Genomic DNA, 12303 nt, shown 5'->3' on the forward strand with positions numbered 1-12303 from the left:
TCCGGCGAACGTCCCTTTGTGGTCTGACGTCACGGTCATGATGACCATCCTTCCTGAAACCTGGCCCCCGCAATGTTGATCGCGCCACTTTGTGATGGCGGAAGCGGGAGCTGGATTGATCGATTGCGGATTACGCAGAACGACAGAACGGGAATGAGGAACAATGCCATGTGAATCCAGACAGGCACGACCCAATCCGTGTGATGAGAAATTGAGTGCATGGCCGGAACAATGGAAAGCATATACACCAATTGTCCGAGCATCTCGCCTGCCATTGCCGTTTCCCAAAGTCTGCGCATGGCCCAGGCAAGCAGCAGGAATTTCAGGGCTCCGAAATACCAGAATGACAAGAACGCATCGACCAATCCCGTTTCGGTCGAGCCTGTCAAAGGGTTGTAATCGCGGCTGGGTTCCGGGACATCGAGATAGAGCGCTTCCTTGATGCGACTACCCACAAGTTGCGCCGGAACGAATGTAAAGATGATACGGTTCCAGTGATATTTGCCGTAATCAAACTCGAGCCGCCGATCAATTTCATCAATACGTTGCACGGCATTGCGCATTTCCGGACCACCACGGTCAAGGGTAGCGCGAAAATTGGCGGCATAGTCGATCTCCAGAATCTCATCGAGAACAAAGCTCGCATCCGCACGGGTTACCTGTCGATAATCGCCCATACTGGTCATCAGAAATGTGCCAGCCAGAATGCTGATTGCCATGATTGTTCGAGGTACGACAATCCGTCGGTAGAACCAGAAGGCGAGAAGGAACATGAGGACCAGCTGGATGGTCTCTGCGCGTTTTCCTGTGACCAGAATACGGTCCAGATAGAAAACCAGATCGAACAGGATGATCGCGATGGCGAACCATGACGGCCGCCGTGCGAAACACAGGACGGCGATGGCCAGGCCATAGGGCATGAGCTGTGCAAAGAAGAGGTACACCACCGGCATACCAGTCATTTGTACGCCGATGGAGACGTCTCCTGGAAGACGGCTAAGGAGGAAATAGAAGACAGCGCCGAAAGCCGACAGTCCGGCTGCAGCCCAGAGCAGTCTGCGTTCGCTGAAACTCATGCTGAGAAACTGAATCGGCTTTTTCGTCAGGCGCCATCCAAGCATCAGCATTGCGAACGACAGAATGCCCATGATCATCGTCTTGGCGTAAGCGCCGGAAGGCAGAAACTGATCATATACGAGGGCGGGAAGCTGCGGCAGCAGGAAGCCGAAGGTCATCACCCCTGCAAGAAACGGAAACTGATACATGCGTTCCGGTCTGGAGAAGAGACCGCCAGCCAGAAGGCAGAGGACGCAACCGACGAAAATCCAGGTGAGTGAGAGGTTCATTGTGTAACCCCCGCATCAGCGCATACATCCGAAAGATCGGGTGCCGGTTCGTCCGTGGAAAGGTCGTGTGGGAAGATGCGGCCTGAAATCAGATACCAGCCAAGTTTCACATATTCCTTGACGACGAGTTCCATGTCCGTGGGTGTTGTCGGAAAACCGGGCCGACCGTCATCGCCGCCGATGGGAGACGAGATGAAACGCATCTGGGGGCATGCGGCGCGAAAGCTCGCTATGGCGCGGCGCGAGTGATACCAGTTGGTCACGATCAGCGCACTTCTGGCCTGTATTTCGCGCATGAGGGGCGCGGAAAATCGGGCATTCTGCCAGGTGCTGCCCGATTGGCATTCCACAAAAATCGCCGACGGCGTCACGCCTTTGCGCACCATGATCCGTTTGTTGGAGAGACAATCACCGTCGCCGGTAACAAGGATCACCGGTGAGCGGCCCTCCTTCCAGAGACGTGCGGCCTCCGCCGCGCGGGGCGGTCCGTCTCCGCCGGGTACGACGATCACATCAGCTCTGCCGCCATCATCCTGCAAGGTCAGAACAGGTTCCGAGAAGAACATGGCGACCAGTCCGAACAAAACGGCACAGGGCAGAATAATGGGCAGCATCATACCATACGCCGTTCTGGTGCTTCGGTTTCCAAAGGGCGTCTGACTGATGAAGATTCAGCCAGAAGCGCCGATTGACGCTGGCGTTGCTCTTCCATCTTGATCACGATCATGAACTCGTAAGCCGAAAGCAGGCGGCAATAGAGATAGCCGGGCTTGCCGTCGAGGAAGCCACCGCGCAGCACATACATGTAGAAGAAGCGCAAGGTCGGTCGACACGGCAAATTGTAGGACAGGGATTTCATGGCGCGCCGACGCCGTTCCGGATTGCCCGACAGGAGGCCACCCCAATCGACGCGCCGCTCAAGAAGCCGCGCTGCCGACAAATCCGCTTCAACGGTGGAATAGAGATTGTGTTTGTCGTACCAGGCGGCGAGCCCCTTGTTGAAGCTGTAATGGATGAAATGCGCCTGTAACTGGCCGCTCGGACCTCCGGTTGCGCGTGCATGGATTGAACGCTCGAAGCGTACGCGATCCGGCCTGACCAGCCGGGTGATCCATGTCGGATAGAGGCTTGCATGGCGTATCCAGCGCCCCATGAACATGTTCTTGTAGCGAAGCCGGAAAAACACTTCCGGTCGGTCGAGATCAGCGGTGACCGACAGTATTTCATCTCGCAGGTCCGGCGGTGTGATTTCGTCCGCGTCGGGTGTATAGACCCAAAGATGTTTGAACTCGATTTCCGTCAGCCCGTACATGCGCTGGCGGTCCTCGGTGTCATAGACGCGCTGATAGACGCGCGCGCCCGCTGCTTTGGCGATTTCCACGGTACGATCAGTGCTGAATGAATCGAGCACCACGATATCGTCGCACCAGTCGAGTGAGGCGAGGCATGCAGGTAGATTGACTTCCTCGTTAAGCGTTCTGATGAGGACGGACACAGTCATGAAGTTGCCCCTGGATAAGTGATGTTCGGTTTGGTGGTCGGGTTGGCCTCGGCCATCGAAGCGGTAACGATCGGACGTGCGCCTCTGGTCATGCGCAGCACGAAGAGCGTGTGTGCTGCGGCAGGGACCGCCAGCGCCAGAAGCATCGGCCAGACGGGTATGTCGAACCGGATGGCGATGTAGGCGATGGCTCCCGCCAGAAGATTGAGCGCCATGACCGCTACGGCTGTTTGCCCGCAGGAAAGCCCCGCATCCATCAGCAGATGATGCAGATGCTGCCGGTCCGGCGAGAACGGGCTTCTGCGTACAGACATGCGGCGCACGATCAGGCTCAGCGTATCAATGACTGGCACGATCACGATCCAGATCAGGACGGGAAAGGCGACGGCGGCGGTTCCGCTTGCAAGGATGAGGATAAATCCGGCAAGGGCTGCACCGAGAAATGTGCTGCCGCCATCGCCAAGGAAAAGGCTTGCTCGTGTGCGCCAGCGATGCCGCATGTTGAAGACCAGAAAGCCGAGGCAGGCAGCAGCAAGGGCGAGCGCCTGAAGCCCGAGGCGATGTTCGCCGATCCCGAAGCCGATGACGGCCAGCCAGAAGAATGCGGCAGCACTCGCCGACCCTGCCAGTCCGTCCACGCCGTCACTCATATTGACCGCATTGACGAGGCCGACAATGAAAGCAAGCGCGATAATCAGGAAAAGCGGTCCGGTCAGGACCTGTATAAGCATTTCCGGAGTGGACGTGGCGGCAGTTTCGATGCCATCGGAAGCAAGCCCGAGATAGGTCTGCGTCAGCCCGGTGATAGCAATTATCAGGAAGGCTGCGAGCAACTGGATTGCAAGGCGCGGCGCGACAGGCAGGTTGAAACGGTCATCGAGAACACCGGCGACGAGGATGAGCACAAGCCCTGGCAGCAAGGCCATGGCATTGGCATGTCCTGAAACGCCAAACGCCAGAAACGTGGCTGCGGAAAACGAGAGAAAAATGGCAATGCCCCCGCAAAGCGGGACATTCCCGTCATGCCTCTTGCGGGCATCAGGAATGTCGATGAGATGCCATTCGCGTGCCAGCCCCCGAAAGCCGAGGCAGAAAGCGACGGAAAGAGCGAAGGCCAGAAGCGTGATCCAGGAAAGACTCGTCATGTCTCCTCCGAGGCGCGTGCAAAAGATCAAACTCCGGAAATTTTTACGCACTGACACTGCTATCCACGACTTGGCTTTAGAGCGTGCCGCATACTCCTTTCAGGTCAGGTGCTAACACCAAGGGCGACATTTCGTGCCCGTGGCAAAGGATTATTCTGAGCGAGGATAGGAAAAATGCGCCTGCGGACGCTTTTGCCCGCGCTGTCATAAATGGGGGATGAAACGATGATGCAGAAAACGCTGGCGGTGCCAGAGAATACCTGTTGGAGCGGATCATGAATGGCAGTCGCAGGGGTTTCCTCATGGCGGCGCTCGAACAATATGCAGGGCTGCTCTTCAACTTTGTGACGGTGGCTGCGGTGTCACGTGTTCTGGGGCCAGCCGAAACCGGAATGGGTGTGATAGGCTTGAGCCTTACGGCAGTCGTGTTTTCGCTGCGCGAATTCGCCAGTCCCGAATTTTTGATAAAGATCGATAAGGTACGCGATCAGGACATCCGGACTTCGCTTACCTTTCTGATGGGTGTAACGGTTCTGCTGTCGCTGATCCTGTATTTTGCACTCGGATACTTCGCCGAATCCTATAACGATCCGAAGTTGAAGCTTTTTCTCAGCATCACGATTGTGGCCGCGCTGGTCGAAAGCCTGTCCTTACCGATTGTCGCATTGCTGAAGCGCGACATGGCCTTCGGAACATTGGCGCGCATCCGCACCGCCGGGGCCGGTCTGGGTGCATTGGTAACCATTGCCATGGCCTTCAGCGGTTTCGGGCATATGTGTTTTGCCTTCGGACTGCTGGCAAGCGCGTTGATAACAACGGGGCTGGCTGTCTCGATCCACCCTTTGAAAAATCTGTTCCGCCCGTCATTGGCCAGTTTCGACACGGCCTGGCGGTTCGGGATTTATCTTGGAGGCAATGCTGGTCTGAACAAGATTTGCATGACGCTTCCGCAACTATTGCTCGGGCGTTTCATGCCCATATCGGCAGTTGGCATTTACAACCGTGCCGACACTTTGAGTGGTTTGCCGGATCGCATCATCCTTTCAGCCGTCTTCACCGTGGCGTTCCCGATGCTTTCGGCGCAAGTTCGTGCCGGAGCGGATATCAGCCAGTCATACATCCGCGCCTTGTCCTATATTACCGTCGCCTACTGGCCGGCACAGGCATTGCTGGCGCTGCTCGCCTATCCGGCAGTGCACATCCTTCTCGGCCCCGACTGGACTGAATGCGTGCCCATAGTGGCGATCCTCAGCCTTGCCTGCCTCTTCTGGTTTCCTGCGATCCTGACCTATCCCTTGCTGATGGCATTGGGTGAAAATCGTGAAGCTTTCCTGTCCAACCTCATTTCGCGGCTGGTCGCACTCACCGTTATAGGCACGGCTGCATTTTATGGGCTGCTTGCCGTCGCGCTGGGTCAGTTCATCAGCTTGCCCATACAGATGGTCATAGCCATCGTTTTCGTGCGCAGGCACGTGGCCTTTTCCTATGCCGTACTTGGTCGGGAATTGCTGAAAAGCGGTCTTGTGACTCTGATTGCGCTGGCCATACCGCTTGCAATGGTTGCCGCTGATGGCTTCTCGCTGGAAATCCCCTGGACCAGAGGCGTCGTGATGGGCCTCATCGCGGTGGTGAGTTGGCTGGGCGCGCTATTCCTAGTGCGCCACCCCTTCGCTGCCGAGGTCGAGCCATCGCTGAGCTGGCTTTTCGGAAAGCTTCGGGCGCGGCTTGTGCCCCGATCGGCGTCGACCCCTGCAGAATAGGACGGCCTGTCATGGACAAATGCAAATTGGAACAGCCGACAATCGACGTTGTTATTCCCAACTTCAACTATGGTCGCTATCTTTCCGCCTGCGCCAACAGCGTCTTGCAACAATCAGGCGTCAATGTCCGTCTGCTGATCATCGACAATGCCTCGACAGATAATAGCGTCGAGGTTGCCAAGAGCCTTGCGGCCGGCGATAGCCGTGTCCAGCTGCTGCTCCGTCAGAAAAACCTGGGGCCGCATGCTTCGTTCAACGAGGGCATAGACTGGGCCGCATCGGAATATTTCCTGATCCTGTGTTCGGATGATCTGCTGGCGAGAGGGGCTCTGGAGAGGGCGACAAGAATGCTGTCGCAACGCGACGACGTTCATCTCGCGCATGGCGCGACGGGCCGGATAAAAGCCGACGATGGTGAAGCTCGTGTGACAGGTGCCACGTCCCCCGCTTCGAACGAGTGGCGGATATGGTCCGGGGAAGAATTCATTGAGTTTGCCTGCCGGCATGCGTTTAACCCGGTTACAGGCCCGACTGCGGTTGTGAGGACTGCGATCCAGAAACAGATGGGATATTACCGCACGTCGCTTTCCCATACTGACGATCTCGAAATGTGGCTTCGCATTGCCACACGCGGTTCCGTCGCCGCTACCGGCCAGATACAGGCTTTTGCGCGGTCGCATCCCCAGAACCGGTCGGCGACGGTGAATGGTATTCTGTCCTGGAACCGCGAGTTCGAGGCAGGATTCCGGTCCTTCTTCGATCATGAAGGTGCCAACTTGCCGCATCAACACCGTCTGTTTGCAATGGTTCAGGATTGCCTTACCAAACGGGCTTATTGGTCAGCGATCTCCAATCTGGCGCGGAGGCCGAAAGTGGCGGGTTCGCTGATGGCATTCGCGCTGAAGCGTGAGCCCTTGCTCGCGGTCATGCCACCCTTCGACTATCTGTTGAAGCGTTCCGTCTGGCGAAGCGGACGCGGCGCCTAGAACGCATCCCGAGAAATCCGAAACGATTTTCGGATCAAGGTGTGTGTAAATACAAAAAGATAGGGCATTTCCAAACACATTCTAGTTCGGTCGTAGTGACTGAATGGCTGGATCAGCTGTACTCCTGACATTGTCGAGAAATGTGGTGTGAAGAAGCTCTTCCTGTCGTGCCAGCCGGCTGCGATAGCGCTCCACACCGGCTTTCACCTGCGTGGTCAAAATCGTTTGATGCTCGAAAGCAAAGTCGACCTGGGAGAGGATTGTTTCAGGATCAAAATTGTCAATCCGGTGGCAGAATGCCGCCAGTCCGGTATCGTGCAACAAAGCGTCGTTTTTGCTCGCATAAGCCATGGAGATTGTGGGGCGTCCCATGGCCAGCGCGCAGACGATGTTATGGTAGCGGCTTGCGATAACGACGTCGGTCTTGGCGATCTGTTGCATGAGTTCGTGCAGGGAAGCGGATGGTTCAAATGCGACTTTGTTCGCTTCCGCCGGAGCGAGCTGCTCCAGTATATCGCGAGCCGCCTCTATGTCGCCCTTGTCTCCGATCAGCAGACGCACCTGACGCCCGCTGGCCAGAAGCCTGGTCACCAGTGTCGTTACTTTGGAGACATAGTCCCTGTAGATGGCATCGCCATCCTTCTCCATCTTTTTCCACCCGCGATAAGTCATCACGCCGATGCCCACACATTGTTCCGGCCTATCCCGATTTTGATCAGGAACCGTTGGCAATGCAAAGGCGATATCAGCACTGACGAAATCCTGAGCGGGTTTTACGCCCAGCTGTTTCATGAAGTCATGAGAGATTTGATCTCTATAGGAACGAAAAGACGCCAGCATTGCAGCCTGACGGATGAAGAACCGGCTCCATCGATGATCGACCGGTCCGGCGCCGATCGACACGAAGATCATGCGCGTGCCGGTCAGTCTGGCCGCCAGCGACCAACGCAGTACTGCAAAAGGCCAGCCAAAGGGGTTCTCGTTGAAGTCATCCAGTATGCCTGTACCCGGCACAATGATGAGATCGAGCTGAGAAGCAAGCAGAAGCGCGCAACTGAAACCGACTGTTCGTCGGGGAAAATGCAGCATCGCTTTGTTGACTGCCCGGAGCAGCCAGTTGGATGGATCGGGCTGGGAGACCGGATGAGCTGAAAGATCGAATGTCTGCGCAACGATATCGGGTTTGGAGCAGATGCAGACAAGCTGTGCGTCGGGACAGTTACGCTTCAAGAGTTGCAACATGGCTTCCAGCGAACCGTCATTGCCGGTATTGCCGGAACCAAACTGCCCGAAAAGTCCTATTCTCATGCGCGTGTCTCCCGCTGCGCCGACAAGCTTAGGCCAGACCGACCTGCAGGAAAACTGGCAGAAGGGTGAACACCATACTCTATTGTAGGATGGGGTGTACCCCTCATAGCCGAAATGCGTGGCAGAGCAATTTCGATACACTGGCCAGCGGTATATCCATTGCCCCCCGATATACCGGAGTAAGGCTTCGAGGGAGTTGTTCCCTCGAAGTCTTGTCTCCCCTGAGGTGTTTCTGTGGCAACAAGGTTCTGGCCATGAAATGTGCTTACTTTGTCCGTCCTCACATAGGCGGGACCTATTCGGTTTTCACGCGTCTGCGCGCCTCGCTTGCCCAGTCGGGCATAGAGCTTCGCTGGCTTGCTGCAGGCGCTGCTGGCGATACGGTCAATGTGCCGACAGGGCAGGGGCTTGATGATGCGCTTCGCAAGGGCGATGCCATCGACCGCATGGGTGTGCTGGATGAAGAAACCCGCGCAAGGCATATGATCAGCTTCCTGCGCGAAAACCATTTCGACGCCGTTTTCGTCAATGTTCTTGCGAACCGTTTCGAAACCAATCTGGCGCGCTATCTGCCCGCCGATATTCTGCGCATCATGATCGTGCACAATATCACACCCGGCACCTACGCGGCGGCGCGGGCAATCCGCGATCATGTTCACGCAACTGTCGGCGTTTCAAAACGCTGCCGCGACGATCTCGTGCGCCAGCATGGTTTTGATGCGTCGCGCACGCTTGTCATCCCGCATGGACTGAACCGGGACATTCACTTGTCGCGCAATGTTCAAAAGCCGGATGAGTCCGGCCCGCTTCGCCTGCTTTATCTGGGGCGGATGGAAGACAACTCGAAGGGCATTTTCTGGCTGCCGAATATTCTGCGCGAGCTCGATTGCTCCTATCACCTGACGGTCGCCGGTAATGGTCCCGATCTGGAACAGCTGCGGCATCGTCTTGCGCCTTTCGGCGACAAGGTGAGGTTTAGTGGCTGGGTTGCGCCTGCCGATGTTCCCTGGCTGGTGAACCAGCATGACGTCATGATCATGCCGTCACGCTTTGAAGGTTTCGGCCTGACGCTCATTGAAGCGATGAGCCAGGGATGCCCGGCGGTCGTCTCGAAGATCGCTGGTGTGACCGATACGATTGTCACCGATGGCGAGGACGGGCTCTTGTTTCCTGTCGGCGATTTCCGTCAGGCAGCGCGTCATATCAACCGGCTTGCACGCGACCGAGAGCTACTTGCCGGCATGGCAGCCGCCGCCCAGCAGAAAGTGGAAACGGTCTTCGACAACGATATTGCTGGTCGAGCCTATGCCGGTCTTCTCGAACATCTCGCGGAGGATCGCCCAGCCATTGCGCCGCCACTGCCGCTTTCGCAATGGTCGATGCCGAACGCACTTCATTCCAGTTTGCGCAGTCGCTTGCCAAAACCGGTAAAGAACTGGCTGCGTCAGGTGCGCGAGCGCCTGCATACGAGATGGTCGGCAGCATGATCTGTGAATAAGAAAGGAGAAGGGGCATGAACCTTTTCACATCGCAGTTCCGCAATTCTCAGTTGCTCGCCAGCAAGGCGCACGCGCTCATTCCGGGCGGCTGTCACACCTATGCCAAGGGTGACGACCAGTATCCGGTACTCGCGCCCGGGTTCATCCAGCGCGGGTCCGGTTCGCATGTCTTCGACGTCGATGGCCACGAATATATCGAATATGGCATGGGCAATCGTGCGGTCGGGCTTGGCCATGCCTACCCGCCCGTCGTGCGCGCCGTGCGCGACGCCTTGCAGGACGGATGTAATTTTACGCGCCCAAGTGCCATCGAAGTCGAATGCGCGGAAAGTTTTCTGGAGCTGATCGACGGCGCCGAGATGGTGAAATTCTGCAAGGACGGCTCGGATGCGACCTCCGGCGCGGTGCGATTGGCGCGTGCCTATACCGGACGTGACATGATTGCCTGTTGTGCCGATCATCCATTTTTCTCGACCGATGACTGGTTCATTGGAACGACGAAGATGAATGCAGGCATTCCAGCTTCGGTTTCGGCTTTGACGGCAACTTTCCGTTACAACGATATTGCAAGCGTTGAAGCCCTGTTCGAGGATTATCCGGGGCGTATCGCGGCCATTATCCTCGAACCTGCAAAGGCTGACGAACCGCAAAACAACTTCCTGCAGGAAGCAAAGCGCATCGCCCATGAAAACGGAGCCTTGTTCATTCTGGACGAGATGATTACCGGCTTCCGCTGGCATATGCGCGGCGCGCAGAAGCTTTATGATGTCGAGCCGGACCTGTCCTGTTTCGGCAAGGCGCTGGGCAACGGTTTTGCAATATCAGCGCTGGCAGGCAAGGCGGAATATATGCAGCTGGGTGGACTGACACAGACCGACCATCCTCGCGTTTTCCTGCTTTCGACCACCCATGGCGCTGAAACCCATGCCATGGCAGCCGCGATTGCCACGATGACCATCTATCGCGACGAACCGGTGATCGAAAGGCTCTATGAGCAAGGTTCCAAACTGGCAGAGGGCGTGAATGCGACGATTGCCAGTCACGGCCTGCAGAACCATGTTCGCCTGTTCGGGCGTCCTTGCTGCCTTGCCTATGGAACGCTCGACGAGCAAGGGCAGCCGTCGCAGGCATTTCGTACTTTGTTTCTTCAGGAAACGATCCGGCGCGGTGTGCTGATGCCATCTTTGGTCGTGAGCTATACCCACAGCGACACCGACATTGCGCGCACGGTGGATGCCATCGACGGTGCGCTCGACGTTTACGTCCGGGCGTTGAACGACGGTGTAAGCTCTTATCTGACCGGACGTCCTTCACAGGTGGTCTATCGCCGCTTCAATGAAGCGCCGACTTATCCGCCGACGATGCGATGAAGCGTTTTGTAGTCGCCATTATCGCCACGATCCTGCTGTTTATGGCAGCAGGATCGTCCGATGCAGCTGCTTCGTTCCCGATCAAGATCAGCCAGGATCGGCGCATTTTCGAGGATGCTACGGGTAAACCGTTTTTGCTGCAGGGCGATACTGCCTGGTCGTTGATCGCCGAACTGAAGCGCGAGGATGTCGAGATCTATCTGCAGGATCGCCGGAAGCGCGGTTTCAACGCCATTCTGGTCAATCTTGTCGAACACTATTTCTCCCGTCATCCACCCGCCAATGCCTATGGTGAAAAACCGTTCAAGGGCGATGCCTTTGGCGATCTCAACCCGAAATATTTTGACCACGCCGCTTGGGTGATCGGGCGGGCGGAGCAATTGGGGATAGTTGTTTTTCTGGCTCCCGCCTATCTGGGCGTGAACGGTAACAGTCAGGGCTGGTTCTCGAAGGCTGAGGTCGCCGGTCCACTGAAAATGCGCGTCTATGGCGAGGCGATAGCCCAACGATTTAAGGAATTTCATAATATAGTCTGGGTGTTGGGCGGTGATTTTAATGCGCCGGATCGGCGGCTTGTCTCTCAAATGGCTGAGGGCATAGCGCGCGTTGATCCAGACGCCCTCCAGACGGTGCACTCTGGCCGCAAGACGAATACGGCGGAACTCTGGGCCGATCAGTCCTGGCTGAGTTTCGATACGGTTTATACCTATGACGATGTGCATGCCACGGTTTCCGAGCGGCGCAAACCGAACAAAATGCCCGTTATTTTGCTGGAGGGGGGCTATGAGTTCGAGCGGGAGACGACCGCACAGATGATCCGGCGCAACGCCTATGGTGCTTTGCTTGCCGGTGCTGCCGGACAGTTCTTTGGCAATAATCCCATCTGGCATTTTACCGGGCCGGGTGTTTTCACTGCTGATCGCAGCTGGCGGGAAGCGCTCGACAGCCCCGGCGCACAGTCGATGACGGCGTTGAAGAGGCTCTTCGACAAACTGCCCTGGCCGCAACTTAAACCAGATGGCGAAGGAGCTGTTCTGGTCAGCGCGAAAAGCTATGCCGTATCGCTGCCTGATGGCACTTTGTCGGTGGTTTACGGGGACGCCAACGATTTCAAGGTACAGAAAAATGTCGTGAAAGATGGCCGGAAGGCCGTCTGGTATGACCCTGTTTCCGGCAAGTTTGCCGATGCAGGCCAGCCGACGGTGGAGGGGCTGATTGCCACCTACACGCCGAAGCGGGTGCAAAATTCCGGCGGCGGAACCGATTGGCTTCTGCTGATCGGCAGCGACGAGCGTCTGCGACCCATCCAAAAGAGGTAGGCGATACGTCCTTTCACGTTTTTTCATAAACGCTTGTCCTAATCGGGCATGCCTTCGGTCAAGTCGTCG

At 56.7% G+C, this 12303-nt stretch carries 10 protein-coding genes; 5 read left to right on the plus strand and 5 right to left on the minus strand.

Going from position 1 to position 12303, the window contains the following annotated elements; all coding sequences use genetic code 11:
• Positions 1-35: 35 nt before the first annotated feature.
• From OANT_RS17480 to OANT_RS17495, 4 genes are read right to left on the minus strand one after another with little or no spacing between them, the layout of a single operon-like run.
• Complete coding sequence (locus OANT_RS17480) at positions 36-1346, minus strand: hypothetical protein (RefSeq protein ID WP_012092807.1); 1311 nt, start codon at positions 1344-1346, stop codon at positions 36-38.
• A complete protein-coding gene (locus OANT_RS17485) occupies positions 1343-1963 on the minus strand; it encodes a YdcF family protein (RefSeq protein WP_010658576.1) in 621 nt (206 codons plus the stop codon). The genes OANT_RS17480 and OANT_RS17485 overlap by 4 nt, the downstream gene beginning before the upstream one ends.
• The gene (locus tag OANT_RS17490) at positions 1960-2847 is read right to left on the minus strand and encodes a glycosyltransferase family 2 protein (RefSeq protein WP_012092808.1); all 888 of its coding nucleotides are present in this window, start codon (positions 2845-2847) and stop codon (positions 1960-1962) included. Before OANT_RS17490 ends, OANT_RS17485 begins: the two co-directional genes overlap by 4 nt.
• Positions 2844-3992: an MraY family glycosyltransferase gene (locus OANT_RS17495; protein ID WP_012092809.1), complete on the minus strand. Its 1149-nt coding sequence runs from the start codon at positions 3990-3992 to the stop codon at positions 2844-2846. The genes OANT_RS17490 and OANT_RS17495 overlap by 4 nt, the downstream gene beginning before the upstream one ends.
• Before the next feature lie 275 nt (positions 3993-4267).
• Here OANT_RS17495 and OANT_RS17500 point away from each other — a divergent pair, with 275 nt between their 5' ends.
• Together OANT_RS17500 and OANT_RS17505 are read left to right on the plus strand one after the other, a co-directional pair.
• Positions 4268-5752 (plus strand): oligosaccharide flippase family protein, encoded by a 1485-nt coding sequence (locus OANT_RS17500; protein WP_012092810.1) that lies wholly within the window; start codon positions 4268-4270, stop codon positions 5750-5752.
• A gap of 11 nt (positions 5753-5763) precedes the next feature.
• Positions 5764-6738 carry a glycosyltransferase family 2 protein gene (locus OANT_RS17505; protein ID WP_012092811.1) on the plus strand — a complete coding sequence of 325 codons (975 nt, stop codon included), beginning with the start codon at positions 5764-5766 and terminating at the stop codon, positions 6736-6738.
• 81 nt (positions 6739-6819) lie between these two features.
• Here the strand turns inward: OANT_RS17505 and OANT_RS17510 are convergent, their stop codons facing one another.
• On the minus strand, positions 6820-8046 hold the full coding sequence (locus OANT_RS17510) for a polysaccharide pyruvyl transferase family protein (RefSeq protein WP_012092812.1): 1227 nt from the start codon (positions 8044-8046) through the stop codon (positions 6820-6822).
• 254 nt (positions 8047-8300) lie between these two features.
• Between OANT_RS17510 and OANT_RS17515 the strand changes: the two genes are divergently transcribed.
• The 3 genes from OANT_RS17515 to OANT_RS17525 are packed head-to-tail and all read left to right on the plus strand — an operon-like array spanning position 8301 to position 12234.
• Positions 8301-9533, plus strand: a complete 1233-nt coding sequence (locus tag OANT_RS17515) for a glycosyltransferase family 4 protein (RefSeq protein ID WP_012092813.1) — start codon at positions 8301-8303, stop codon at positions 9531-9533.
• Between the two features lie 26 nt (positions 9534-9559).
• A complete protein-coding gene (locus tag OANT_RS17520; RefSeq protein WP_012092814.1) occupies positions 9560-10915 on the plus strand; it encodes a glutamate-1-semialdehyde 2,1-aminomutase in 1356 nt (451 codons plus the stop codon).
• Positions 10912-12234, plus strand: a complete 1323-nt coding sequence (locus tag OANT_RS17525; RefSeq protein WP_012092815.1) for a glycoside hydrolase family 140 protein — start codon at positions 10912-10914, stop codon at positions 12232-12234. Before OANT_RS17520 ends, OANT_RS17525 begins: the two co-directional genes overlap by 4 nt.
• Positions 12235-12303 lie beyond the last annotated feature (69 nt).

Origin of the sequence: Brucella anthropi ATCC 49188 (assembly GCF_000017405.1) — a bacterium.
GTDB lineage: Bacteria > Pseudomonadota > Alphaproteobacteria > Rhizobiales > Rhizobiaceae > Brucella > Brucella anthropi.